Below are 25612 nucleotides of genomic sequence, written 5' to 3'. Positions count from 1 at the left end.
TAAGTATCAAAGGTGCAAGCACCTCATCAACTCCGCTCGACTTGCATGTATTAGGCACGCCGCCAGCGTTCGTCCTGAGCCAGGATCAAACTCTCCAAATTGGTGTTTGAAATGCTCATTACTTTTTATCGCTTTTTCGCTTATCCCGAAGGATTTGCGAGGCAATTATTACTCGTTGTTCAGTTTTCAAAGAGCAATCTTTTCTTTCGTGTCGGCCGTGTGTCTCGTTGGCGACCTAGATAATATATCACAGGCGCCTATGGCATTGCAAGCATTTTTTTATAAAACTTTAAAAAACTTTTTCCAAGCCCTTTCTGATAACCGAGCCTCATGATTACAGTCTATATAAGCAGCCAATCTTCATATAATTATTTCATCTACTCACATTAAAAAACGAGCATGCGATATACGCCTGCTCGTTACATATTTCAGTATTAATACTGCTTTGCTGCCGTATACTTCGATGCTTCTTTAATAAGGTCGATCTTCTTGTTGCCCTGCTTTAAACCAGCATCTACAGTCGTATCGATGATGACCCATTTGCCATCCAGGTATACTTCGTTCCAAGCATGGTAGACATCGACGTAAGTCGATTTTCCCATCATGAGCTTAGTTGGAATATCCAAGCTGCGAAGCATCCCTGCAAACAACGATGCATAACCGTAGCAAATGTCTTTGTTTGTCTTAAAGGTACGGTCGATGCTTGGCAGATAATCAACCGACAAGTTAGCCGCAAGCCTATTGTCATATTCTACATTTGAAATAATATAGTCATAAACCGCTTTTACCTTCTCGGCATCGGTCTTCTTATTCTTAGTTAATTCCTTAGCCTTTACGATTGCAAGGCTGCTGCTTGTCCACTCAATGTTTTGGATTGAGTTCAGGTATAGAACCTTGCTGTCCTTCAAGTTAAGCTGTAAGATTTCTTTCTTCACTTGTTTATATTTATTTGCTGATGTATTCTCCAACAGCGATATTGTATATTCACCATTTCCAAGCTGAAGTGGGAAGCTCTCGCTTGCTTTCCCCGCAGTCAGGTTGTACGTATAATTTGTTTGTCCTTTAGCGATCATGAGCTTTGTTTTCAACTTGGCGTTTACGGGATATTGTACGGAAATGACGCCGTTATCCAAGTTGTCCGTATTAAGCCATGCCTTTGGATCAACTCCGCTGGCATTTGCCGGCATTACGTGAATGGAAGAAAACAAAACAAACACTGCGATTAACATCATAAATTTACGCATATACAAACTCCCTTTCGGTAGCTGGCTGCCATCTTTCGGAAGGCCCTTTAGCTTTGCGTCCCTACCTTTCGATAGGTTTGCCATTATCGTTTAAAGCTTGTTGAATTACATATCCTAAAAAAACAAAAAAAAGCTTGTCCATTCGGTAGCTGGCTGCCATCTAGTCGGAAGGCCCTTTAGCTTTGCGTCCCTATTTTTCAATAGGTTTGCCGTTATCGTGTATTGCTTTATTAGTTCTATCTTACCATATGATTCTAGCAATACAATAGATGTTTTATATAATTACAAGCATATTTTTCTATTTTTTTAGAATTGCCGCTATATATCCTCGATATAAGACAAGAAGAAGCAAATCCCCCTGTCCTCTGCCATAGAAGGGTAATCGTTTCTCGTAGAATAAAAGACTGCTTTATTATGTAGACCTATAAAAACTCAAATAAAAAAGAACCGCTGCAGCCAAAGGCCTTGCGGTTCTTTGCATATGTCTATTCCGCCGAACGCTGATCTCTCATATGAGGGAACAACAGAACGTCGCGAATGGATGGTGAATCTGTTAACAGCATAATCAAACGATCAATTCCGATTCCTAGGCCACCAGTCGGAGGCATGCCGTATTCCAAAGCACGAATAAAATCTTCATCCATCTCATGCGCTTCATCATTGCCATGCTCACGTTCAAGCAGCTGTGATTCAAAGCGTTCGCGCTGATCAATCGGATCATTCAGCTCGGTAAAGGCATTAGCATGCTCACGCGCTACGATAAACAACTCGAACCGATCCGTGAAACGCGGATCTTCCTCATTTTTCTTCGCGAGCGGAGAGATCGCTACAGGATGACCCGTTACGAAAGTAGGCTGAATGAGCGTATGCTCGCCGAACTGTTCAAAGAAAGCATTAAGGATATGACCGAACGTCATATGCGGATCAACCGCAACCTTATGCTCTTTCGCAAGGCGATGAGCTTCCTCATCACTCATCTCTGCGCCAAAATCAACACCAGTCGTTTCTTTAACTAGGTCAACCATGGAAACGCGGCGCCACTGCGGAGTTAGATCAATTTCCTGACCTTGGTAAGTAATTTTGGTTGTTCCGAGCACTTCCTGAGCGATATGAGCGATCACATTCTCGGTAAGCGCCATAATGTCTTTGTAATCGGCATACGCTTCATACAGCTCAATCATTGTAAATTCTGGATTATGGCGTGTTGAGATGCCTTCGTTACGGTATACGCGACCAATCTCATACACTTTCTCCAAGCCGCCTACGATCAATCGCTTCAAATGAAGCTCAATGGCAATACGCATATAAAGCTGCATATCTAGCGCATTATGATGGGTTTCGAACGGACGAGCTGCCGCGCCTCCAGCAATGGAGTGCAAGGTTGGCGTTTCTACCTCAAGATAACCGCGCGAGTCCAAATAACGTCGCATCGATTGAATGATTTTGGAACGAGTAATAAAGGTTTGCTGCACGTCCGGGTTTACGATCAGGTCCACATAGCGCTGACGGTAACGAAGCTCAACATCCTTAAGACCATGATATTTATCTGGCAAAGGAAGCAGGGATTTCGTCAGAACCTCAATGTCTAGTGCTTTAACGGATACCTCGCCTGTATTCGTTTTGAACACAACGCCTGCTACTCCGATAATATCGCCGATATCGAGCAGATCGAAGGCCGCAAATTTATGCTCTTCTACTGTATCCTTGCGCACATAAATTTGAACCTTGCCGCTCAAATCCTGAATGGTAGCAAAGCCGGCTTTACCCATCCCGCGCTTTTGCATAATACGGCCCGCTATGCGAACCTCCACGCCTTTTTCAACCAGCTCTTCTTTGCTAAGCTCTTCATAAGCCGTTACAATCTCCTTGGCATTATGGGTACGTTCGAATTTCCGGCCAAACGGATCTACGCCAAGCCCTCTAAGCTCGTCCAGTTTGTCTCTTCTAATTTGCAAAAGCTCACTTAGCTCCTGCTCGTTGTTCTCATGTTCCACTGCTTTCATCTCCTTGATCATTCGGCAAGCATAGGCGACTGTCGCCGATCTTAATGCAGCATACTCCCGCCGACTGGCGAAATCGATATGCTTTATGCGCCTGAGCTAACTAGATTCTTATAGTTTAAACGTTCAAAAAGCTTCCTACAAGGAAGCTTTCCGATTCGCACATAGCAAGCCTTATTTTTTGATATCGAGAATTTTGTATTGAATCATGCCGACTGGTACGTTAACTTCCACGACTGTGCCTATTTTTTTGCCCAAAATCGCTTTGCCAACCGGACTTTCATTCGATATCTTATTTTGCAAAGGGTCCGCTTCCGCTGTACCGACAATGGAGTAGTCCATTTTGTCGCCATACTCCATATCCTCTACCGTTACGATCGAGCCGATGCTAACGGTATCAATGTCGATATCATCGTTATTTATAATGCGTGCGTTCCGCAACATTTTCTCTAGGGTAAGCACACGGCCTTCAATGAAGGCTTGTTCGTTTTTCGCATCTTCGTACTCGGAGTTTTCGCTGATATCGCCATAGCCGATTGCCACTTTAATACGTTCGGCAACCTCACGGCGTTTGACCGATTTTAAGTTTTCTAATTCATCTTCGAGCTTGCGCAGCCCTTCTTGAGTCAGAATGATTTGCTTATCGTTCATCTTTCCGATTCTCCTGTCATGTGACTAATTTTTCATACCACGTATGAATTCACTGTTACCTAATATATTACGCTTCTGGTTCATCATACCTCTGTGTTTTGAAGCGCTCTTGATGTGTACGTTAGATTATATTGCACGATTATATTGCAAAGTTACCCCGAATGTCAATCAAAGCCAACCGAGTCATTGCAACCGTTTCATTTCTACCTGTTGCGGCAGAAGCCGCTTCGCAGCGGCTTTTGTCGAACAATGTCGGCTGACTGATTCCACAAGTAAACCTGCTTAACCGACCGATTTAAATGTTTAGTAAGGTATTGAAACTTCCGGTATAACATCCATGAATTGCCGAGCGCACCGCGGCCAATCATGACCCCGTCGCAGCCGGTATGATCAAGCAGGCGCTTTTCATCTTCTGGAGAAAAAAAGTCGCTATTTCCAATTACGGGAATGGATACCGCTTCCTTAACATCCCTTATAATGTCCCAATTAGCCTTGCCCGTATACAACTGCTCACGTGTACGGCCATCCCACCTGCACGCTCTACTGCGCGAGCATGCTCAAACGCATAAATATGCTCATCGTCCCAGCCAATGCGCATACAACACCTGTTCCAAATTCCTTAGCAATCAGTCAAAAAGCCGGATTACACACGCCTGCCATCGGCGCTAGCACCACTCTATTCTTCATCATGATGTCTCCGATTTTCAGCATGTCGCTCCTTGCTCCCCTTCTAATCGTTTATGGTTTAAAGCTCCTATTTGATCCATTGTTACTCACGGTCATCCAACATAAGTTCCTCGTAGCTGATTCCTAACGTCTTGGCAATATGACTTAACAGTTTTGGGTCTGTCTTTCTTGTCCCGCGTTCTAACGAACCAAGTACAGCTACTGATACGCCAAGCACCTTGGCCAGCTCCTGCTGAGTATAGCCCTTCAATTTTCGAAAGGCTCTGACGCGCTGCGCCAATTGATTATTTTCCATAACGTGATGCCTTCCTTTCCATCCAAAAGCGCCGCACTGGACGCTGCATTCACCTCAGCAGATAGCTGATGCGATTCTTCTATAACATCATGCAGCGGCACAAGCACAAATGACCGCTCCATCATACGCGGATGCGGCAATGTCAGCTCCTCCAGATCCATTCTGACATTATCATATAGGAGGAGATCGAGGTCAATGGTTCTTGGTCCCCAACGTATTTGTCGAACTCTCCCTAATTCCTGCTCAAAATCGAGAAGCTGACGAAGCAGCAGCAGCGGAGAAAGCGACGTCCTAATGGCTAATGTCATATTAAGAAATGGCGGCTGATCCGTGTATCCAACAGGGTCCGTCTCATACATGCCTGATACCTTGTTAACTTCAATCTTGGGATGAGCGTCAATGAGTCCGATAGCGGTGAGCAAAAGCTGCTCCCTGTTTCCCATATTAGAGCCTAATGCGATATAGGCTACAACCCATTCACCGTCAAGCGGGAATTGTTCGTCCATCAGCGTCCCGCTTTCTGCGCAGCTCAACCGTTACTCCATCAAAATGAATGTCAAACGGCGGATGCGGCTTGGTTACTCGAACTGTAACTTCATTTACCATAGTATAAGCTTCCAGTACCTGCGATGCAATGTGACCGGTTAAAGCTTCAATTAGCTTGAAAGGAGGCCCTTCTACGATTGTCTTGGCAAGCGCATGAATTTCCGCATAATTCACCGTACAATTCAAGTCATCCGTTAACGCCGCCTGCTCCAAATCCATGCTCAGTTCAATATCGACATAGTATTGCTGGCCGAGCTTGTTTTCTTCCGCAAATACACCATGATATCCGTAAAACTTCATTCCTTTTATCGTCATGTTGTCCATAATAGTTGTTCTCTCTCCTAACGGTTTTGGTTGAAGTAACAAATAGCATCCGTCATCAGCGCGGTCCGTTTGATTGCACGAACATCATGAACGCGCATAATCTGGCAGCCATGTGCGATGCCAAGAGCCACCGTTGCAGCCGTTCCTTCAACGAGCTCGTCCACGGGTAAATCCAAAGTCTGTTTAATGAATCGTTTGCGAGAGGTGCCGAGAAGTACCGGATATCCAAGCACATTCAGCTCAGACAGACGGCCGAGCAGCTCCAAATTGTCCTCGTAGGTTTTTGCAAAACCTATTCCGGGGTCCAACCAAATCATTTCATCTGCTATTCCTGCTGCCCGGGCGATGCTTACACTTCCCAGCAGGTCAGAGAGGACATCGGGAACCAAATCATTGTAGTTCCTGGCATGACGATTATGGTTGATAATAACCGGACAGCCGTATTCAGCCGCAATGGCAGCCATGTTCGGGTCACCTTTTAAACCCCAAATATCATTAATAATATGCGCGCCGGCCTCCAGCGCCTGACGTGCAGTTTCGGCTTTGTAGGTATCAATCGAAAGAGGAATATGAGGCAGCGCTTGGCGCAATGCCTGAATCACCGGAACAATTCTCCGCACTTCTTCCTCTAGCCCGACCGGTTCAAAGCCTGGACGGGTCGACTCTCCGCCAATATCCAGAATATCAGCCCCAGCCTCAACCATCGCGCGAGCGTGGGCAAGAGCAGCTTCAACATTCGTATACTTTCCACCGTCCGAGAACGAATCAGGCGTTGCATTCAAGATCGCCATGACTAACGTTCGGCTGCCAAGCTCTATTCTCGATCCGTCTCCAAAATCGTAAATTCTTTTAAAATAGCTTGGTTGTTGACCCACGATTAGATCACCATCCTTCTTCATTTACTCTTATGCTCATGCCGTATTTATTCATCAAAGCAACACAGACCCTTATCTTTTAAACCACGTTAGTGTCCTGCCGGTAAAGAGAGAGCAGCTGTCTAGTCAATTCCCCTGCTTCCCCGTCGCTGATGACAATGCTCTGTCCAATCGCATCCGTCAAGGTAGTGACAGGAACCACTTCCTGAATGGAATTGGTAAGCCAGATTTCATCGGCCGACTGCAGCTGCTCCCAGCTGTAAAGCCCCTCTTTCACCAGATACCCCGCCTCAGCCGCCAACTCCATCACGCGCTCGCGCGTAATGCCAGGCAATATGCCAGTTGCGAGAGCTGGCGTATAGATGACCGAATTTTTCACAAAAAACAAATTACTGACGATCCCTTCTGCCAGCCAGCCCTCACGGGTTAGCATTAGACCCTCCACGCCTGGCAAAGCACCACTAGCAAGCAGCTCTCGCTTGGCAATAATATTGTTCATATAATGGAGGGACTTGAAACGAACCTCGCCCTCTGGCGTATTCCGCCTCGTCTGCACAAGCCGCAGCTCCCGTCCGCGCATATGAACCGCATCATTGACAGGCGGCAAGTTCTTCACAAGCATTAACACATTCGGCTGCTCGTAATCACCGGTCGGCAAACCAAGCTCTGCTTCTCCCGCGCTGACAGTCAAGCGTACATATCCCGCCTTCAAACCATTGGCATTGAGAAGCTCATAGATCATATCGGACACTTGCTGCACGCTTGGGCAATTGCGGATACCTAATTGCTCGCAGCCCATATACAAACGATTCATATGCCGGTCCAGCAAGTAGGGTCTGCCCTCATAAGTACGAAAGGTTTCGAATAGTCCCAAACCGTACAAAAAACCGTGATCATATACAGAGATCACGGCTTCGCTCGCTTCCATGACGGAGCCGTTCAGACCGATTTTCATCGCACTGCGCCCGTCCGATTTTGCAAGAAATTACGAAGCATCGTTAGCCCATGCTCCGTTATAATCGATTCAGGGTGGAATTGCACCCCTTCAATCGGATATTCCTTATGACGCAGTCCCATAATTTCGCCCTCTTCCGTCTCTGCCGTAATTTCAAGACAATCCGGCAGCGTCTCGCGACGTACGATTAAAGAATGGTAGCGAGTAGCGGTGAAAGGAGTAGGCATTCCTGCAAAAATTGATTTTTGATCATGATGAATTGCAGAGGTTTTTCCATGCATCAGTCTCTCCGCACGAACCACTTCGCCTCCGAAGGCTTGTCCAATGGACTGATGGCCCAAACAAACGCCAAAAATCGGAATGATCCCTTTAAAATGCTCGATAAGCGACAAGCTAATGCCCGCTTCATTCGGCGAGCAAGGTCCAGGAGAGATCAGAATATGATCAGGCGCCAAAGCTTCAATGCCCGCAAGGTCGACCTCGTCATTACGTTTCACAACAATATCTTCGCCAAGCTCACCCAAATACTGAACGAGATTGTACGTAAAAGAGTCATAATTATCGATTACCAGTATCATGTTAAGGCTCCCCCTCTATCCGGCTCCGCAGCATGGTTATGCTCCGCAAACCGTTCACTGTACTGAATGGCCTTCCATAAAGCCTTTGCTTTGCTCAACGATTCTTTGTATTCGCGCTCCGGATCAGAATCAATGACGATTCCCGCTCCCGCTTGAATATGGACAATCCCGTCCTGCAGCGCCATGGTTCTAATAATTATATTAAATTCCATATCCCCGTTATAGTCAATCCACCCTAATGATCCGGTATATGGTCCACGGCGTGTCGGTTCCAGCTCTTCGATTATTTCCATCGTACGGATTTTTGGCGCACCCGTAATCGTTCCGCCTGGAAAGGTCGCCGCAATAACATCATAAGCATCTTTCCCGCTTGCCAGTTGCCCCTCAACTTGAGACACAAGGTGCATGACATGTGAATACTGTTCAATGACCATCAGCTCTTCTACTTTAACGGTTCCATAAGCAGAAATCCGGCCAAGGTCATTTCGCTCCAGATCCACTAGCATAATGTGCTCGGCGCGCTCCTTCTCGTTCGAGAGAAGTTCATCGGCCAATTGCCGATCCTCTTCTTCTGTACGGCCACGCCTCCGTGTTCCAGCAATCGGTCTGGTTGCGAGCTTGTTCTCACACAGCTCAACAAGCAGCTCCGGCGAAGCCGAAACAAGCTGAAAATCGGGACAGCGCAGAAAACCCATGTAGGGAGAAGGATTCACCAGCCTGATCCATTCATACAGCTCTTCTGGCTTAGCTGAGATTCTTTTACTTTGCCTTACAGAGAGATTAACCTGGAAAACATCCCCCTGCTCAATGTATTGCTGTATACTCCGAACAGCCTCCATATAAGCTTCCTTCGGGAATTTCGAGGTGATCCCTGCAACAGACTCGACGTCGATTTGCAGCAGATCATCTTCAAGCATTTGTTTCCGCCGCGCCTGAAGCGCTTCCGCCTTCTTCTTGACACGAGCCTCGTCAAACCAGGTCAACCAATAATCGGTCATCCCTTCTGCCCTCGACAATGCACGTTCATAAGCAGCATTTAGCTCTTGAGTACCCGCATCCATATTGATCTTGGTATGAACGGCGCAGTAGACCTTGGAATCTACATGATCGATAATCCAAAGCTCGTTCATCTGCATGAATAGATAATCGGGGATTGATCGATCATCCTCTGCCTGTACAGGCAGACGTTCAATGGTTCGTATAATATCGTAACCCCAGAATCCGGCGCAGCCGCCAATCCACTTAGGACCTTCCTCAAGCCTTGGCCCAAGCTCTCCGCTCATCCATTCCCTAACGACCTGGAGAGGCTTTCCTTCCCATCGACGCTTAGTCTGCTCCTCAACGGATTCGAATTGCACCGACTCGGCTGACAAGCCTTTGCCACGTATGATACCGTCAGGATGCAGTCCCAAATAGGTATACCGCCCATCCTTACCGCTTTCTAGGACAAAAGCATAGGGTGAAGCATCCTGCCACACCTCTTCCCACGAGGCAACGCCTGCTCTCGTATCGATCTGGAAGGGCAATTCCTTCAACAGCGGCAGCGTCGTATATTTATGTTCGGCGTGCCACCGAGTCCACTGTTCTATAGCGGTGACCATCACCTTCAACCCCCGATAACTTGACTTATTTTGCTCAGTATACAGAATACCTAAGTAAAAAGAAAGCCTTCCATTCCGGGGAATGAAAGGCTGTCGTATATTCGATATAAAATTAGTTTTCGAAATTGAAGAGAGGAGTCGACAGGTAGCGTTCGCCATTGCTCGGGATAACAGCAACTACACGTTTGCCTGCGCCAAGCTCTTTCGCTACTTGAAGCGCTGCGAAGATCGCTGCGCCTGAAGAAATACCGCAAAGGATACCCTCTTCTTTGGCTGCACGGCGAGCGTATTCGAATGCTTCTTCGTTTTCAACAGCAATAACTTGGTCATACACATCACGGTTCAAAATATCAGGTACAAAGTTTGCGCCGATACCTTGAATTTTGTGTGCGCCCGGCTTGCCGCCCGACAGAAGCGGTGAAGCAGCTGGTTCAACGGCAACGATTTTGATGCCTTCGAAATTTTGCTTAAGCACTTCGCCAGCGCCAGAAATGGTACCGCCAGTACCGATACCAGCAACAAATGCATCCAATTTGCCATCAAGCGAATTAATTGCCTCAACGATCTCTGGACCCGTTGTTTCGCGGTGAACCTTTACGTTGGCTTGGTTTTTGAATTGCTGTGGCAGGAAATAATCAGCATTCGCTTCAGCAAGCTCTTCCGCTTTGCGAACAGCGCCGTTCATCCCTTCAGATCCCGGTGTCAAAACTAGCTCAGCGCCATAAGCACGAAGCAGGTTGCGACGCTCAATACTCATTGTCTCTGGCATAACAAGGATAGCCTTATAACCTTTTGCTGCTGCTACAAGTGCTAGTCCGATTCCTGTGTTACCGCTAGTAGGCTCAATAATCGTATCACCCGGTTTAATAATTCCCTCTTGCTCAGCAACTTCAACCATGCTAATTGCGATACGGTCTTTAACGCTTGCACCTGGGTTTTGGTATTCAAGCTTTACATAAATTTCTGCGCTGCCCTCAGGCACGAGACGATTCAAACGAACAAGCGGAGTATCACCGATAAGATCTAAAACGCTTTGCACAATTTTGGCCATGGAAATAACTGCCTCCTTATTCCGACTAATTCAGTTGGTTTTTTCACTAATTCCATCTTATCAATGTCTTGCATCCGTTGTCAATAGTGAGTTTCTCACTCCACTGCAAACGCTAGCCGTACAGCTCTATTCTACTTTTACTGCATCATATTTTTCCAAAAGTTCATCTTCCACATCCGTTAATGATTCCGCATGCTCTAAGGCCAGCTGTTTGCGAACCTCATCATACACTTCAGGTCCGGACATGCTTGTCGTTACTTGGCGTTCAATCAGACGGATCACCGCATACCCGCCTTCCACCTTAATCGGGCCGGCCATTTCAGCAATCTGCAAGCGGCTCGCCGTTTCTAGCATTTCGCGATTATAGAAAGGGTCATCCTCCGCGATCAAGCCTAAATCACCGTTTGCGTCTGCCGTAAAAGAATCAATGGAATAAGTCCGCGCGAGTACGCTGAAATCTTCACCTACCGCAAGCAGCTTCAGCACCGAATTGGCTTCCTTCGCTGTTTCCGTCAAGATCCACTGCAGATGAAGCTGAGACCTCGCTTCAAATTCCTCGGGATGATCAGCGATATAGCGGTCAACCTCATCATCCGAGACTTCAACACTGCGAATCACGATCTTCTCCAGCAGCAGACGGTAGCGAAGATCCTCAAGCACCTGCTCCTTCGACATACCAAGCTGTTCCTTCATCACTTCATAGAAACGGGCCTCGCTATCGTAGCCATCCACCATCTTATCCAGCTCACGGCTCTGTTCTTCTGCCGACACGCTTAGCTCGGATGCCTCTGCTTCCATATCAATGACTTTATGCACCATTAATGTACGCAATACCGCATCTCCATAAAGCTTATGAAGTTGTCCCTCCAAATCAGCGAGCAAGATCGTTTCTTTGCCTATCTTCGCGATGATACGTTTGTGATCGACTTGTTCGCCCGGATGTTGGCCGGGCTCGCCCTGTTCTCCCTCGCTGCCCACATTCGTCTGCGGCTGCGAGCCCTGCAAGCGGTCGTTTCCGGGGAATACCTTAATGACAACGACTACCGTTAACACAACCATACATACGGCTTGAAGGATGACAACGGCCCTCAGCACCTCGTATTTCCTCATTCCCCTAATGCCTCCGATTATTGGATCGGCTTTGGTTTCGCTTGATCAAGCAGTCGCACTAGCTCTGCCCGCTCAAATGTATACGCTTCGTTGCAAAATTGGCAAACGACTTCCGCTTTTCCGTCTTCATCTATAATCTGTTGCAATTCATGCTCTCCCAGGCTGAGGAGCGTCTGCTCCACACGCTCCGAGGAACAGAAGCACTTAAATTTCAATTCCATTGTATCATGAATCTGAAGTTCATTGTCGCCAACGATCCTACGAAGCAATTCCTCTGGTGATTCCCCTTGATCCAGCAAAGTCGTTACGGGAGGCATAGCGCCTACCGCTTGCTCAAGCCTTGTAATTTCTTCATCTGAAAGTCCTGGCATCAACTGAACGATAAAACCGCCTGCATGCAGTACCGAATGATCGGAATCAACCAGTACGCCAAGCCCTACCGCTGATGGCGTCTGCTCCGAAACCGCGAAATAATAAGTAAAATCCTCCCCCAGCTCACCCGATACAATCGGAATGCTGCCGCGGTAAGGCTCCTTCATTCCTAAATCCTTAGTGATATGAAGATATCCGCTGCGTCCCACTGCACCAGCGACGTCAAGCTTGCCATGCGCGTTGCTTGCCAGATGAACCTCCGGATGATCGACATACCCGCGAACTTCACCGTCAGCATTGGCATCTACAACGACTTGTCCGATAGGCCCATCGCCTTTCACTTGAATCGTTAGTTTCTCTTGCCCCTTCAGCATGGCACCCATGATGGCACCAGCTGTTAACGTACGGCCAAGTGCAGCTGTAGCCGTAGGAAAAGTACCGTGCCGCTGACGAAGCTCCTCAACAAGCTGAGTCGTGCGAGCCGCGAACACTCGAATTTTGCCACCCCATGCCGTCCCTCGCACTAGCACGTCCTTCAGCTGATTCTCCATCATAATCCCTCCTGATTGCGTTCATATATAATTCTTAAGCCCTCCAGAGTCAGAAGCGGATCGACTTCCTCTATCGTTTCCGATTCGGCAGCGATTAACTCTGCCAGGCCTCCTGTAGCAATAACGCGCGGGTTTACTCCGAATTCGTTGCGAATGCGCTTGACGATACCGTCTACTTGACCCGCATAGCCAAAAATAATGCCCGCCTGCATCGATGTGACTGGATTGCGCCCAATGACGCTCTTTGGCCTCACCAGTTCAATTCTTGGGAGCTTGGCTGCGCGCTGATACAACGCTTCTGTGGAGATGCCAATGCCAGGCACAATCGCACCGCCTAAGTAATTGCCGCCTTCATCGATGTAATCAAAGGTTGTTGCTGTTCCAAAATCAACAACAATTAGCGGGGAGCCATATTTGACGATACCTGCCACCGAATTCACGATACGGTCAGCTCCGACCTCGCGTGGATTTTCGTAACGGATATTTAATCCAGTCTTTACGCCTGGCCCAACGACTAAGGGTGTTTTTTTCAAATATTTATGACACAACTGCTCCAACGTACGCATTAAAGGAGGCACGACCGATGAAATAATCACACCCTCCATCTGTTCCAGCTTAACCCCCGCATAATGAAACAGATTATGGATGTTCATGCCATATTCATCTTCTGTCGCTGAACGGTTCGTGCTTAATCGCCAATGATGCAAAAGCTCTTTGCCTTTGTATATGCCTAGCACAATATTCGTATTCCCGACATCAATGACGAGGATCAAAGCGATTCCCCACCCTTCTTCGCATTCAAATCCAAACTAATATCAAGCGCATGGAAGGAGTACGTTAATCCTCCTACGGAAATGACATCTACTCCGCATGCCGCTATGCCTTTTACCGTATCCAGCGTTACGCCGCCAGAGGCCTCAACAATGACATGAGGTGATGCCGTCTTTATTCGGGCTACGGCTTCCTTCATCATGGCATGGTCCATATTATCCAGCATAATAATGTCTGCGCCGCATGCCAGAGCTTCACCCACCTGCTCCAGCGACTCTGTCTCGACTTCGATCTTCATCGTATGTGGAATATTAGTTCGCGCCGCTTCAACTGCCGCACGAATGCCACCTGAGCCCTTAATATGATTATCCTTGATCATGACGGCATCATACAAGCCAAAACGATGATTGGCTCCGCCGCCGACACGGACGGCATACTTCTCTAGTTTGCGGTGCCCAGGGGTCGTCTTGCGTGTATCCACCAGCCGAACAGGCAAGCCTTCAAGCGCATCAATAAATGAACGCGTTTTGGTAGCTATGCCGGATAATCTTTGCATCAGATTAAGAGCTAGCCGCTCGCCGGTAAGCAAGCTATGCGTGCTGCCTTCTACCGTAGCCAGCACCGTACCCTTGTCCACATCATCGCCGTCCTGCACCTTTTCTTCAAATACCAGAGAAGAATCAACGACTTCGAATACCAATCGCGCGATAGGAAGTCCAGCTATTATGCCGTTCTCCTTGACATGGATAACCGCTTTCGAACGCGAATCCTTCGGTATCGTTGTCTCCGTCGTAATATCCCCGCTGCCTATATCTTCAGCAAGCCAGCCGCGAATTTGTTCACGTATGGCAGCGTCATATCCTCCCGCAGTCCATTCAAACATCTTTAATCCGCTCCTCCGTCAGTCCATGTAGACGGTGCAATATCGTGTGCTTTCTCCACTTTTCATCATCACGAAGCGGAAAATCCTCCCGATAATGCGCACCGCGGCTTTCCTCACGTGAGAGTGCGGCTTCCGTAGTCAGAAGTGCGCAGGTCAGCAAATTAGCAAACTCATACTCTTCACGCTCAGTCAAAATGGATTGGTATATCGGCAATTGCCGCTTCAATTCCTCTAGGCCCTTAGCAAGGCTCTTCGCATCGCGGCGCAGGCCTACATAACGCACCATAATTTTTTGCAGCTTAAGTCTTTTTTCCACAACAGCCTGAATTGAGCTGCTGCTGCGTTCCGCCTCATTATCAGAGACCGGAACTGTAGTAAGCTCTGAGAGCTCATTAATACGCTTTACGATTCTTCTGCCGAACACAATCGCTTCCGATAACGAGTTGCTGGCAAGCCGGTTAGCACCATGTACGCCAGTAGACGAAACCTCACCGCAGGCGAACAACCGCTTAATATTGGTTTCACCATTGAGATCCGTTTTGACTCCACCCATCATATAATGCATCGCAGGCGCTACCGGAATCCAGTCCGATGTCAAATCAAGGCCATACTTCAAACAGTATTCATAAATTGTCGGAAAACGATGCTTCACCATGTCTGGTGATTCATGTGTAATATCAATATAGACAAAGGTAGACTTGGTCTCTTCCATCTCGCTGACAATCGCGCGCGCCACAACATCCCTTGGAGCCAGTTCAAGCTGCTCGTGGTAACGATCCATAAAGCGCTCTCCCTTTATATTGCGAAGGTATGCGCCTTCTCCTCGAACGGCCTCCGAAATAAGGAACCTAGGCGCACCCGGATAGCACAGCGAGGTGGGGTGGAACTGAATAAACTCAACATCCTGTATGTAGGCCCCTGCCCGGTAAGCCATCGCTATGCCATCACCAGTTGCAACCTCGGGATTCGTTGTATAACGGTAAAGCTGACCAGCACCGCCAGAGCTTAAGATGACCGCTTTGCCTTTAACAAACAACCGCTGACCTCCCGGCTTCTGCACAATAGCTCCGCAGCATTCTCCATCCTGGGTAACGAGATCGATCACAAAGTGGTCATCCCATACCTCAATTTGAGGATTTGCTATCGCCGTTTCTGACAGCGCTCGTACAATTTCAAAGCCAGTGGCGTCACCGTTTGCGTGCAAGATACGCCGCTGGCTGTGTGCGCCTTCCTTCGTTAGAGCAAATTCCCCATTCTCTAGGTCGAATTGAGTACCCATCTTAATCAGGCTTCGAACACCCCTCGGCCCCTCATGAACGAGCACGTCAACCGCTTCATCCGAGCACAGTCCCGCGCCGGCTACGAGCGTATCTTGACTATGGTAATCAGGAGAATCCTCATCCGAAATAACCGCGGCAATCCCGCCTTGAGCATATCTCGTATTGCTGTCCAGCAATGACTTCTTCGTAATCATCAATACTGAATCGTGTTCGCTCGCCCGTATAGCGGTAAAAAGACCGGCAATGCCGGCCCCAATAACGATGACATCTTTTTCAATCACAGGCAGCTCACTTAGCTGCACATCAACTAAATATCTAGGAATCATCAGTGCTCCTCCAAGCGTAAACGGCGAAAGCCGACCTTTGGCTGCATTGCTTACGTTTCGCGGTGAAATATAAGCATCATCTATAGAATAACAATCACTAAATCTTATATTTCAAAGACAGGAGTAGCGCATACTACTTCACGAGTAGCATGCGCTCCAGGGACAAACGGGCCTGATCCGCAACATGTGGCGGCACATAGATTTGAGGCTGCATCGTTTCCAGGCACTTCACGAGCTTCTTCAAATTATTAACCTTCATGTTCGGGCAAACCAAATATTTGGATGCAAAAAGAAACGTTTTGCCGGGACTGTCCAAACGCAGCTGGTAGCCAGTTCCGTCTTCGGTACCTACAATAAACTCCTGACAATCGGATTCCTTGCAATATTTAATGATCGCAGTTGTACTGCCTACAAAATCGCCAAGCTCCACCACTTCGGGACGGCACTCTGGATGTACAACGAACTGCGCGTTTGGATATTTTGCTTTCATTTCTTCTACGTCTTTAACTGTAAGCATGTCATGCGTGTTGCAGTAGCCTTCCCAGATAATCATCTTCTTATCGGTATTCTGCTGCACATAATGGCCCAGGTTTTTGTCCGGTACCCAAATGACTTCGTCACCCTCAACTGAATTAACAACCTTGACCGCATTAGCCGATGTACATACGATATCCGTCTCCGCTTTAATTTCAGCCGAAGAGTTAATGTAGGTTACGACCTTTGCATTCGGATGCTTCGCCTTTAGCTGACGCAACCCGTCAACGTTAACCATGTCAGCCATCGGGCAGCCGGCACGCTCATCTGGAATGATTACCGTCTTGTTCGGCGCCAAAATTTTAGCGCTTTCGCCCATGAAGTGAACGCCGCAGAAAACGATAACCTCAGCGTCGGTTTGAGCAGCCTTCTGTGCAAGGAGGAAGGAGTCTCCCCGGAAATCGGCAACCTCTTGAATTTCATCACGCTGATAATAATGAGCTAAAATAATAGCATTTCGTTCTTTCTTCAACTGTAACAACCGTTCACGCAACTCACGGTTTTGTTCCGCCTTGCGTTCCAGTGCCAGTGCTTCCACAGTAGATCCTCTCCTCTTATGAGGGATGGGGTTAAATCCCCATTCCGTTATACGGCAAGCTCAACTTTGTGAATTGATGCACAAACTTAGAAAGTCGCTTACCTATAGTTTAAACCAAAAGGGATAAATTCATTTGATTAAGTTTTAATTTACACGCGGCAGATGCTACTGTCAATCTATTAAAGGCCTTTTTATGGCGGCAACTTGAAATTAATTTATCTAATAGCTGCATCATGGTCCTATTCAACAAAAAAGAGACTTTTTTGATTGAATCAAGCGAAAATGATTCTCAGTGAACCTTAAGAGGAGTGCTTAAAATGCTCAGTGATCCACGGATTCAGATAAGGGAAACTTATAAACAAGCGTAAACGGCTGAAGCCGTCCTCTGGCGGCTATGCTCACGTTTCGCGTAGACGTATAGAGAAAGTATGAATAAAATCATATACTTTTCTATACGTTAAGAAGAAACGGCTTCTCCGTCCTCAGCATGAGGAAGGTAAGCGTTTCTCATAGAGATATAAGGTTGCTTTATCGTGTATACCATATAAATTCAAGTATTCAAAAAAAGCCTCTCTCCATGACGGAGAGAGGCTTTGCTTCAATTAACGTTTGGCAGGATCGTATGGCTGCCCAAGAGCTGAAGGAGCATTCGAGCGACCGACTGCACCCGCAAGGACAATAAGGGTCAAAACATACGGCAGCATGTAGAAAAATTCCGAAGGAATATGCTGTGCGAACTCAAAGCGCTGCATAAAGCTTCTCATCGCTTGTGCAAGTCCAAAGAACATTGCTGCTCCAACGACGCCGAGCGGGTTCCACTTGCCGAAGATAAGCGCAGCAAGCGCGATAAAGCCTTGCCCTGAAATCGTGTTATGCGCAAAGCTGCTCGTCGTGGTAAGCGTAATCGTCGCACCACCAAGACCAGCAAGCGCTCCGCTAAGGAGTACGCCGATATAACGATATTTCGTTACGCTGATTCCGACGGTGTCTGCTGAGCTCGGGTGCTCGCCCACTGCACGCAGACGCAAACCGAATGGTGTGCGAAACAATACAAAATAGCTGATAACAGCCAACGCCAGAACGATGTACGTTGTCGGGTAAGCGGTGAAAATCGCTTTCCCAAGCAGTGGAATATCCGACAAATAAGGGATTTTCCATTTGTGAAATACATTTGCAAGCAGCGGTGTTTGACCTGATCCCGCATACAAGCTTTTGGTTAAGTATAACGATAAGCCCAAGGAAAGAATGTTAATAACGACACCTACGACTGTCTGATCCGCGCGGAAGGTGATCGTGGATATCGCGTGAAGAAGAGCAAAAAGAGTGCCATAAATGGCGGCTGCTATAAACCCAATCCAAGGCGAAACATTCCCCATGCCTGCTTGTATGGCATATTCGGTAGCAACTGCAGCAGCGAATGCACCAGACACCATCAAGCCCTCTAGACCGATATTAACAACGCCGGAACGCTCTGAGTACATTCCCCCAAGTGCTGTGAAGATTAGCGCGGTGGAGAACACGAGCGTTGTATTAATTAGCTGTCCGATGATTTCCAACACGTTCATGCTACACCGCCTCCTTCCGCTTGCTTGCACGTTTATTTAGAAAAGGTTTTAGGAACCATTTTACTAATCCATGCGAAGCAACGAAGAAAATCACGGCCCCAATAACGATGCGGACAACCTCAGGTGGAACGCCCGCCCCAAAGCTCATGCCTGCCGAGCCATAGCTAAGTCCGCCGAAGAGCATGGCACCAAGCAGAACGCCGATCGGTGTATTGCCCCCAAGAAGTGCTACCGCAATCCCGTCGAAGCCATAGCCAGGTGAAGCAGCCATTACCGTCTGGTTGCCGAAAACGCCCAAAATTTCGAATACGCCGCCGAGGCCGGCAAATACACCACTGATAAACATCGATTTAACCATCGTTACATTAACATTCATCCCTGCGTACAAGGCTGCATCCGGGTTATGTCCAACCGCACGCAGTTCATAACCTTGCTTCGTACGCCAAAGGACGATATAAAATATAATGACACAAAGAACAGCAACGACCGTTCCCCAGTGCATTCGGGCATTATCCATAAGCTTGATCAGCCAATCAATCTTCATCATGGCTGAATCATGAATAGGCATGGATTTTTGCTGCCCTTTCTCCACGAGAAACTTCACGACAATAAAGTTAGAGAGGAACAGGGCAATCCAGTTCAACATGATTGAAGAAATAACTTCGTTTACGCCGCGTTTTGCTTTCAAATACCCTGCAATGCCTGCCCATAAGCCGCCAAATACCGCTCCTGTGATGACAGCAAGCGGGGCATGGATGTACCAAGGAAGATCAAGAAGCACACCAATAATCGTTGCGCCTGTCATCCCCATTACAAACTGACCTTCTACCCCGATATTAAAAAGACCCGTACGGAATGCAAACGATACCGCAAGTCCCGTGAAAATTAAAGGCGTGATCGCCCGGATAGCTTCACCAATGTTATAGGGTGTACTAAACAGCTTATCGAGCAGCGAGCTATACGCCAGAATCGGATCATATCCTCCAGCCAGCATAGCAATCGCACCGACAATAAGGCCGAGTACGATTGCAACGATCGGTATGAGGATAGACGATTTAACAAATACCTTTTTTAACGTGTCCATCCGCTATCCCCTTCCCTTTGATATGTCTGCTACAGCTTTATTGCCGGCCATCATGAGTCCGAGCTGCTGATCGTCCCTGTGCTCAGCATCAACCTCGCCCATCAATCTGCCCTCGTACATCACCGTAATGCGATCCGATAAAGCATACAGCTCATCAAGCTCAAAGGAGACAAGCAATATCGCTTTGCCTTCATTTCGTGCTTGAACCAAGCGCTTATGCACATATTCAATGGCTCCGATATCCAGTCCACGTGTTGGCTGCACAGCGATAAGTAAATCCGGATCTTTATGCAGCTCACGTGCGATAATCGCTTTCTGCTGATTTCCTCCCGACAGTGCCCGTGCATGCGTATGAATACCGGATGAACGTACGTCGAATTCGTTGACCAGCTTGTCGGACAGCTTGTCCATCGCTTGATAGTCAATGAATAACGACCTGCCAAACTCGGGCTCGAAATACGTGTTCAAAATCATATTCTCGCTCACGCTAAAGTCGAGCACTAAACCATGTTTGTGCCTGTCCTCCGGAATGTGACCGACCCCTGCAACTGACATTTGCCTTGGTGAGAGATTAGTCATGTCGCGGCCATTCAGCTTCACGCTGCCTCTATCGACTTTGCGCATACCCGTAATCGCATAGATGAGCTCGCTCTGGCCGTTTCCATCAACACCTGCAATGCCGAGAATCTCTCCGGCCCGAATATTGAAGCCGACACCATTAAGCGCATTCTTACCTTGCTCGCCCTTCATTTGCAATGCGTCTACTGACAAAATAACTTCGCCTGGTTCGCGCTTCGTTTTCTTTACTTCGAAAGAAACGTCTCTGCCCACCATCAGTTCCGCAAGCTGCTGTTCATTGGTCTCCTCGGTCGTAACGGTCTTGATGACCTTCCCGCGTCTAATAACGGTTACCGAATCGGCAAGCGCCATAACCTCTTTCAATTTATGCGTAATAATAATGATCGATTTGCCTTCCGCAGCCAAATTACGAATGATTTCAATAAGCTCTTCGATTTCCTGTACAGTTAGTACGGCGGTCGGCTCGTCAAAGATAACGATTTCAGCTCCGCGATACAAGGTTTTCAGAATTTCAACACGCTGCTGCGTACCAACCGTAATATCTTTAATCCGCGACTGCGGATCTACTTTCAGACCATAGCGCTCGGAGATTGCCCGAACCTTTTCGTTAGCTAGCTTATAATCAATTTTAATGCCTTTTACCGGCTCATTGCCGAGCACAATATTTTCAGCAACCGTAAACGGTTGTACGAGTTTAAAATGCTGATGCACCATTCCGATACCCAAATCTATTGCTTTAGACGCGCCTTCAATGACGGTCTTCTCACCGTTAATCCAGATCTCACCTTCATCCGGCTGGTATAAACCGAATAAAATATTCATTAGCGTCGATTTTCCAGCGCCATTCTCACCTAGCAGCGCATGAATTTCGCCTTTTTTCAATTCAAAATTGATCGAATCGTTGGCCACCAATCCAGGAAACCGCTTTGTAATCCCCTTTAATTGCACAGCCGTCAGGCTCCGGTCCATCCTCATCATCTCCCCGGTTGTTAACGCTATAAAAGCATGACACGTTGCTCCTGTATACCCACTTTCTTACATTCACAAAAAAGAACAAAGACCGGCCGAAGCCGGTCTTGTCTGATACATCGACAAACGATCCTCAATCAAAGGATACCTTTGGATGAAGGAAACTATTCAGTCGGCACCTTAATTTCACCGCTAACGATTTTTTCTTTATATTTGGCAACTTCAGCAAGCACGTCTTCCGGAACGTTTTTCGTCGTTGCTGGCAAACCTACTGCATCATCTTTCAAGCCAAGTTCTTGAACGGTACCGCCAGCAAAATTACCAGCAATCAAGTCTTTGGATACTTTATGAACGGCCGCTTCAACGCCCTTCATCATGGACGTAAGCGTGATTTCATCACCGAACTCAAGCGATTGGTCTTTATCTACACCGATAACCCATACATTGTCGCCATTGTCTTTACGAGCTTTCGCTTCGTTAAATACGCCATTGCCCGTTCCGCCAGCTGCGTGGAAAATAATATCTACGCCGCCATCATACATCGTAGCAGCAGCCAGTTTGCCAAGATCCGGTTTACCGAAATCACCAGCATAGTTTACTTCAACTTTAGCATCGGCATTAACTGCAGCAACACCCGCTTTGAAGCCTGCTTCAAACTTTTTGATAACCGGAATTTCCATTCCGCCTACAAAACCAATTTTGTTTGATTTTGTCATCATACCTGCAACTACACCAACAAGGAAAGAACCTTCATGCTCAGCAAACGTGATTGAAGCAACGTTTGGCGCTTCAATGACACTGTCAATTACAGCAAGCTTTGCGTCTGGGTTCTCTTTCGCTACTTTGCTAAGCGCATCGTTGAACAAGAAACCGATACCCCAAGTCAGGTTATATCCTTCTTTAACAAAGCTGTTCAAGTTCGGCTCCATATCAGCTTCGCCTTTACTTTCCAAGAACTTTGTTGCTGCGCCAGTCTCAGCTGTTACATTTTCTAGAGCTTCCCAAGCGCTTTGGTTAAAGGACTTATCATGTACGCCGCCTACGTCAGTAACCATACCGATCTTGAAATCCTTGCCTGTTCCGTCGGATTCTACTTTCGTACCACCGTTTGTATTTGTACCTGAACCGCCCTCATTGTTCTTCGCTCCGCAAGCTGACAACACAAGTGTCAACGCGATCATCATAACGAGCATAAAGCTAAATGTTTTTTTCATGCGTGTTCTCTCCCTTGCTAAAGTTTGGTTAAGCATTGCAACCCCTGTTACCTTCTTATTCTTGCTGATCCTGGCCGCTATTATTTCATTATAGTTACAAAAAATTAAACGTCAATGATTTAATGTCAGCTTAAATGACATTAAATCATTGATTTCGCTTTCACGTAACATTTATGTAATATTTGGACCGAAAAACACAAACCCTTATGTGAGATTTGCTATTTTCTAATAGAGGTTTATAACCGTATTATAGGCTAAATCCGAACATTAATAAAGAAAAAAATAGTCGTCCTGCTACTCTTTACAAGTAGCAGAACGACTATAACTAGCCATTAACTTCAAAAACCTACTCGTTCTTGTCTGGATCCTCTGGGTTTTCTCTTTTCTCAAGGCTAGGAAGCTTAATCTCATCCTGATCTCGAGTCTGGATGCGTACCTTAACGTCTCCGACGGTTTCAACAATTGGTTCAGCAGCAGACTCCGTAGATACAGAACCTTCCCCTTCAGAGGATGGACCGCCTTCCAAAGTACCTGTCTCAACCAAACGTTTGATTTGCTCCATTTCAAGCGTTTCTACACTAAGCAGCGTCTGAGCAATCAAATGCATTTCCTTGCTCTTCTCTGACAATAGCTTCTTCGCCCGGTCATAACAACCCGTAATAATGGATTGCATTTCTTGATCGATTTCGTAGGCAATCGCATCGGAATAGTTCTGTTCGTGACCGATATCACGGCCAAGGAATACTTGACCTTGCGAGCTGCCGAACTGCATTGGCCCGAGCTTATCACTCATACCGTATTCCATAATCATGGCACGCACAATGCTAGTTGCTTGTTTAAAGTCGCTGTATGCGCCTGTACCGATCTCGCCGATAAATAATTCTTCCGCAACGCGTCCCGCAAGCAAGCCTGTAATTTTGTCGAGAAGCTCTTGCTTAGTTACTAGCATCCGGTCTTCCTTCGGCAGCATAATGACATAACCGCCAGCACGGCCCCGAGGAATAATCGTAACCTTATGCACCATATCCGCATGTTCGAGGAAGAAGCCAGCAATGGTATGTCCTGCTTCGTGATAAGCGACAATCCGTTTCTCACGATCACTGACTACGCGGCTCTTCTTCTCCGTGCCCACAATAATCCGGTCAATCGCATCATCAACCTCAACCATAGCGATATCCTTCTTATTGCGCCGAGCAGCAAGAAGTGCTGCTTCATTCAACAAATTCTCAAGATCAGCACCGCTGAATCCTGTCGTACGCTTTGCAATAACCTCAAGCTTAACGTCCTTGGCAAGCGGCTTATTGCGCGCATGCACTTTAAGCACAGCTTCACGGCCTTTCACATCTGGACGGTCAACCGTAATTTGACGGTCGAAACGACCTGGACGAAGAAGCGCCGGATCCAGAATATCAGGACGGTTCGTAGCAGCAATAATGATAATGCCTTCGTTAGCGCCAAAGCCGTCCATTTCAACAAGCAATTGGTTGAGCGTTTGCTCACGCTCATCATGACCGCCGCCTAGACCAGCGCCACGTTGACGACCTACAGCATCAATTTCATCGATAAAAATGATACATGGTGCGTTTTTCTTGGCATTCTCGAACAAATCACGGACACGGGATGCGCCGACACCGACGAACATCTCAACGAAATCAGAACCGGAAATGCTGAAGAACGGCACGCCAGCTTCCCCTGCTACTGCACGGGCAAGCAAGGTTTTACCTGTACCTGGAGGACCAACAAGCAATACGCCCTTCGGTATGCGAGCGCCTACCAGGTTAAACTTGCGCGGATCTTTCAAGAAGTCAACGACCTCAACGAGCTCTTGCTTCTCCTCGTCTGCTCCGGCAACATCCTCAAACGTAATCCGTTTCTTCTCATTATCGTAAAGCCGCGCCTTGCTCTTGCCAAAGTTCATCACTTTGCCGCCGCCGCCCTGTGCTTGATTCATCAAGAAGAAGAACAAGACAAAGATAATAATGAACGGGATAATGGAAGTAAGGAATGTAAGCCAAATGCTTGGCTGATCCATTTCCTTGCTTTCAAGCTGGAACCCAAACTGCTCCTGCCAAGCGAGAATTTTCTCCTCCGCTTTGACGCTGACTCTGGACACGAACTGGTCGCTCTCCGAGCCTGCGGGCTTTGTATTATATTTACCAGACACAAAATAAGTTTGATTCTCGTACTTGACACTCAGTTCCTTGACATTGCCTGATTCAACTGCTGCACGAAGCTCGTCATATCGCAATCCCACTGTTGTGTCATTTTGGCTGCTGATAAATTGAAAGATCCCAACGGTCACCAAAAATATAATTAAATAAAAACCAGTATTACGGATGATCCGATTCATCCCCAACCTCCTCTCAGGCACTTAAAATATTTTACCATAGCATGACTTTCCATAACAATAGAGGTATACGGAGAAGGGCATGTACGGGTGAATCGCTATTATTTTTCATAGACCTGCGGTTTCAAAATACCGATATAAGGCAAATTCCGATATTTTTCCGCAAAATCCAGTCCATAACCTACAACAAACTCATCCGGCAGCGTGAAACCTGTGTAATCTGCCTCCAACTCAACCGTGCGGCGAGCGGGCTTATCAAACAAAGTCACGACAGTGACAGATTTGGAATTACGACGCTCCAGAACATCAATCAAGTAGCTAAGTGTTAGCCCGCTGTCGATAATATCCTCCACAATCAGAACGTCACGGCCTTCAACCGAAACATCAAGGTCTTTGATGATTTTGACAACGCCAGAGGATTTCGTGGATTGCCCATAACTAGACACAGCCATAAAATCAAGCTCAAGCGGTACCGTTATTTCCTTCACAAGGTCTGCCATAAAAATAAACGCGCCTTTGAGAACGCAAATAACAAGCGGATTACGTCCGCTAAAATCCTTGCTCAGCGTTGCGCCAAGCTCCTTTACCTTCTCGCTGATCTGCTGTGCGTCATACAATACTTCTTGAATATCGTTTTGCAAAGTAAAAATCCCCCTAGGCCTTAACTATGTTTATGAGTGTA

At 47.1% G+C, this 25612-nt stretch carries 23 protein-coding genes, 1 rRNA gene, 1 pseudogene and 2 riboswitches; all 25 genes and pseudogenes read right to left on the bottom strand.

Annotated features, from left to right (window positions below; genetic code table 11):
• Nucleotides 1-101: ribosomal RNA gene (locus E0496_RS20945) — 16S ribosomal RNA — on the bottom strand; the annotation flags it as partial.
• 333 nt (nucleotides 102-434) lie between these two features.
• The gene (locus E0496_RS20940) at nucleotides 435-1244 is read right to left on the bottom strand and encodes a transglutaminase domain-containing protein (RefSeq protein ID WP_141503763.1); all 810 of its coding nucleotides are present in this window, start codon (nucleotides 1242-1244) and stop codon (nucleotides 435-437) included.
• A 13-nt stretch (nucleotides 1245-1257) separates the two neighbouring features.
• A riboswitch (cyclic di-GMP riboswitch) is annotated at nucleotides 1258-1336 on the bottom strand.
• Nucleotides 1337-1385: 49 nt separating this feature from the next.
• Nucleotides 1386-1465: riboswitch (cyclic di-GMP riboswitch) on the bottom strand.
• A 264-nt stretch (nucleotides 1466-1729) separates the two neighbouring features.
• On the bottom strand, nucleotides 1730-3247 hold the full coding sequence (gene lysS, locus E0496_RS20935) for a lysine--tRNA ligase (RefSeq protein ID WP_421924369.1): 1518 nt from the start codon (nucleotides 3245-3247) through the stop codon (nucleotides 1730-1732).
• A gap of 171 nt (nucleotides 3248-3418) precedes the next feature.
• Nucleotides 3419-3895 carry a transcription elongation factor GreA gene (greA, locus tag E0496_RS20930; protein ID WP_141503761.1) on the bottom strand — a complete coding sequence of 159 codons (477 nt, stop codon included), beginning with the start codon at nucleotides 3893-3895 and terminating at the stop codon, nucleotides 3419-3421.
• Between the two features lie 308 nt (nucleotides 3896-4203).
• Nucleotides 4204-4493: pseudogene (locus E0496_RS36600) on the bottom strand (tRNA-dihydrouridine synthase); the annotation flags it as partial.
• A 171-nt stretch (nucleotides 4494-4664) separates the two neighbouring features.
• Complete coding sequence (locus E0496_RS20920; protein ID WP_139991386.1) at nucleotides 4665-4877, bottom strand: helix-turn-helix domain-containing protein; 213 nt, start codon at nucleotides 4875-4877, stop codon at nucleotides 4665-4667.
• A complete protein-coding gene (gene folK / locus E0496_RS20915) occupies nucleotides 4829-5383 on the bottom strand; it encodes a 2-amino-4-hydroxy-6-hydroxymethyldihydropteridine diphosphokinase (protein WP_141503760.1) in 555 nt (184 codons plus the stop codon). The genes E0496_RS20920 and folK overlap by 49 nt, the downstream gene beginning before the upstream one ends.
• On the bottom strand, nucleotides 5361-5747 hold the full coding sequence (folB, locus tag E0496_RS20910) for a dihydroneopterin aldolase (protein WP_141503759.1): 387 nt from the start codon (nucleotides 5745-5747) through the stop codon (nucleotides 5361-5363). The genes folK and folB overlap by 23 nt, the downstream gene beginning before the upstream one ends.
• Before the next feature lie 17 nt (nucleotides 5748-5764).
• Nucleotides 5765-6646, bottom strand: coding sequence for a dihydropteroate synthase (gene folP / locus E0496_RS20905; protein WP_141503758.1), 882 nt, complete (start codon nucleotides 6644-6646; stop codon nucleotides 5765-5767).
• A 55-nt stretch (nucleotides 6647-6701) separates the two neighbouring features.
• Nucleotides 6702-7577, bottom strand: coding sequence for an aminodeoxychorismate lyase (pabC, locus tag E0496_RS20900; protein ID WP_141503757.1), 876 nt, complete (start codon nucleotides 7575-7577; stop codon nucleotides 6702-6704).
• On the bottom strand, nucleotides 7574-8155 hold the full coding sequence (gene pabA, locus E0496_RS20895; RefSeq protein ID WP_141503756.1) for an aminodeoxychorismate/anthranilate synthase component II: 582 nt from the start codon (nucleotides 8153-8155) through the stop codon (nucleotides 7574-7576). The genes pabC and pabA overlap by 4 nt, the downstream gene beginning before the upstream one ends.
• On the bottom strand, nucleotides 8152-9756 hold the full coding sequence (locus tag E0496_RS20890) for an anthranilate synthase component I family protein (protein ID WP_175598100.1): 1605 nt from the start codon (nucleotides 9754-9756) through the stop codon (nucleotides 8152-8154). Before E0496_RS20890 ends, pabA begins: the two co-directional genes overlap by 4 nt.
• A 112-nt stretch (nucleotides 9757-9868) precedes the next feature.
• On the bottom strand, nucleotides 9869-10807 hold the full coding sequence (gene cysK, locus E0496_RS20885) for a cysteine synthase A (RefSeq protein ID WP_141503754.1): 939 nt from the start codon (nucleotides 10805-10807) through the stop codon (nucleotides 9869-9871).
• A 126-nt stretch (nucleotides 10808-10933) separates the two neighbouring features.
• On the bottom strand, nucleotides 10934-11917 hold the full coding sequence (locus tag E0496_RS20880; RefSeq protein WP_141503753.1) for a peptidylprolyl isomerase: 984 nt from the start codon (nucleotides 11915-11917) through the stop codon (nucleotides 10934-10936).
• A gap of 17 nt (nucleotides 11918-11934) precedes the next feature.
• Nucleotides 11935-12840, bottom strand: coding sequence for an Hsp33 family molecular chaperone HslO (gene hslO, locus E0496_RS20875; protein ID WP_141503769.1), 906 nt, complete (start codon nucleotides 12838-12840; stop codon nucleotides 11935-11937).
• A complete protein-coding gene (locus tag E0496_RS20870; RefSeq protein ID WP_141503752.1) occupies nucleotides 12840-13613 on the bottom strand; it encodes a type III pantothenate kinase in 774 nt (257 codons plus the stop codon). Before E0496_RS20870 ends, hslO begins: the two co-directional genes overlap by 1 nt.
• Nucleotides 13610-14494 (bottom strand): carboxylating nicotinate-nucleotide diphosphorylase, encoded by an 885-nt coding sequence (gene nadC, locus E0496_RS20865; protein ID WP_141503751.1) that lies wholly within the window; start codon nucleotides 14492-14494, stop codon nucleotides 13610-13612. Before nadC ends, E0496_RS20870 begins: the two co-directional genes overlap by 4 nt.
• Complete coding sequence (gene nadB / locus E0496_RS20860; RefSeq protein ID WP_141503750.1) at nucleotides 14487-16100, bottom strand: L-aspartate oxidase; 1614 nt, start codon at nucleotides 16098-16100, stop codon at nucleotides 14487-14489. Before nadB ends, nadC begins: the two co-directional genes overlap by 8 nt.
• 133 nt (nucleotides 16101-16233) lie before the next feature.
• Complete coding sequence (nadA, locus tag E0496_RS20855; RefSeq protein WP_141503749.1) at nucleotides 16234-17172, bottom strand: quinolinate synthase NadA; 939 nt, start codon at nucleotides 17170-17172, stop codon at nucleotides 16234-16236.
• A 602-nt stretch (nucleotides 17173-17774) separates the two neighbouring features.
• On the bottom strand, nucleotides 17775-18737 hold the full coding sequence (locus E0496_RS20850) for an ABC transporter permease (RefSeq protein WP_141503748.1): 963 nt from the start codon (nucleotides 18735-18737) through the stop codon (nucleotides 17775-17777).
• Between the two features lies 1 nt (nucleotide 18738).
• Nucleotides 18739-19821 (bottom strand): ABC transporter permease, encoded by a 1083-nt coding sequence (locus E0496_RS20845; RefSeq protein ID WP_141503747.1) that lies wholly within the window; start codon nucleotides 19819-19821, stop codon nucleotides 18739-18741.
• A 3-nt stretch (nucleotides 19822-19824) separates the two neighbouring features.
• On the bottom strand, nucleotides 19825-21369 hold the full coding sequence (locus tag E0496_RS20840; protein ID WP_141503746.1) for an ABC transporter ATP-binding protein: 1545 nt from the start codon (nucleotides 21367-21369) through the stop codon (nucleotides 19825-19827).
• Nucleotides 21370-21533: 164 nt separating this feature from the next.
• Complete coding sequence (locus E0496_RS20835) at nucleotides 21534-22583, bottom strand: BMP family lipoprotein (RefSeq protein ID WP_141503745.1); 1050 nt, start codon at nucleotides 22581-22583, stop codon at nucleotides 21534-21536.
• Nucleotides 22584-22929: 346 nt separating this feature from the next.
• Complete coding sequence (gene ftsH / locus E0496_RS20830; RefSeq protein ID WP_141503744.1) at nucleotides 22930-24933, bottom strand: ATP-dependent zinc metalloprotease FtsH; 2004 nt, start codon at nucleotides 24931-24933, stop codon at nucleotides 22930-22932.
• Nucleotides 24934-25031: 98 nt separating this feature from the next.
• Entirely contained in the window at nucleotides 25032-25571 is a 540-nt protein-coding gene (gene hpt / locus E0496_RS20825; RefSeq protein WP_141503743.1) for a hypoxanthine phosphoribosyltransferase, read from the bottom strand.
• Nucleotides 25572-25612 lie beyond the last annotated feature (41 nt).

The organism is Paenibacillus luteus (assembly GCF_006542765.1).
In the GTDB taxonomy this organism is placed as follows: Bacteria; Bacillota; Bacilli; order Paenibacillales; family Paenibacillaceae; genus Pristimantibacillus; species Pristimantibacillus luteus.
Note: the sequence above shows the minus strand (reverse complement) of the source record. Positions and strands in the feature narration are given on the sequence as shown.

Excerpts from the sequence above, each read along its gene's own strand:
- E0496_RS20835 (WP_141503745.1), bottom strand. The coding sequence starts at position 22,583 with ATGAAAAAAACATTTAGCTTTATGCTCGTTATGATGATCGCGTTGACA.
- E0496_RS20840 (WP_141503746.1), bottom strand. The coding sequence starts at position 21,369 with ATGGACCGGAGCCTGACGGCTGTGCAATTAAAGGGGATTACAAAGCGG.
- E0496_RS20890 (WP_175598100.1), bottom strand. The coding sequence starts at position 9,756 with ATGGTCACCGCTATAGAACAGTGGACTCGGTGGCACGCCGAACATAAA.
- pabC (WP_141503757.1), bottom strand. The coding sequence starts at position 7,577 with ATGAAAATCGGTCTGAACGGCTCCGTCATGGAAGCGAGCGAAGCCGTG.
- nadC (WP_141503751.1), bottom strand. The coding sequence starts at position 14,494 with ATGTTTGAATGGACTGCGGGAGGATATGACGCTGCCATACGTGAACAA.
- E0496_RS20850 (WP_141503748.1), bottom strand. The coding sequence starts at position 18,737 with ATGAACGTGTTGGAAATCATCGGACAGCTAATTAATACAACGCTCGTG.
- E0496_RS20940 (WP_141503763.1), bottom strand. The coding sequence starts at position 1,244 with ATGCGTAAATTTATGATGTTAATCGCAGTGTTTGTTTTGTTTTCTTCC.
- cysK (WP_141503754.1), bottom strand. The coding sequence starts at position 10,807 with ATGGCCAAAATTGTGCAAAGCGTTTTAGATCTTATCGGTGATACTCCG.
- nadB (WP_141503750.1), bottom strand. The coding sequence starts at position 16,100 with ATGATTCCTAGATATTTAGTTGATGTGCAGCTAAGTGAGCTGCCTGTG.
- E0496_RS20880 (WP_141503753.1), bottom strand. The coding sequence starts at position 11,917 with ATGAGGAAATACGAGGTGCTGAGGGCCGTTGTCATCCTTCAAGCCGTA.
- E0496_RS20920 (WP_139991386.1), bottom strand. The coding sequence starts at position 4,877 with ATGGAAAATAATCAATTGGCGCAGCGCGTCAGAGCCTTTCGAAAATTG.
- hslO (WP_141503769.1), bottom strand. The coding sequence starts at position 12,840 with ATGGAGAATCAGCTGAAGGACGTGCTAGTGCGAGGGACGGCATGGGGT.
- folK (WP_141503760.1), bottom strand. The coding sequence starts at position 5,383 with ATGGACGAACAATTCCCGCTTGACGGTGAATGGGTTGTAGCCTATATC.
- folP (WP_141503758.1), bottom strand. The coding sequence starts at position 6,646 with ATGAAGAAGGATGGTGATCTAATCGTGGGTCAACAACCAAGCTATTTT.
- greA (WP_141503761.1), bottom strand. The coding sequence starts at position 3,895 with ATGAACGATAAGCAAATCATTCTGACTCAAGAAGGGCTGCGCAAGCTC.
- folB (WP_141503759.1), bottom strand. The coding sequence starts at position 5,747 with ATGGACAACATGACGATAAAAGGAATGAAGTTTTACGGATATCATGGT.
- lysS (WP_421924369.1), bottom strand. The coding sequence starts at position 3,247 with ATGAAAGCAGTGGAACATGAGAACAACGAGCAGGAGCTAAGTGAGCTT.
- ftsH (WP_141503744.1), bottom strand. The coding sequence starts at position 24,933 with ATGAATCGGATCATCCGTAATACTGGTTTTTATTTAATTATATTTTTG.
- pabA (WP_141503756.1), bottom strand. The coding sequence starts at position 8,155 with ATGATACTGGTAATCGATAATTATGACTCTTTTACGTACAATCTCGTT.
- E0496_RS20845 (WP_141503747.1), bottom strand. The coding sequence starts at position 19,821 with ATGGACACGTTAAAAAAGGTATTTGTTAAATCGTCTATCCTCATACCG.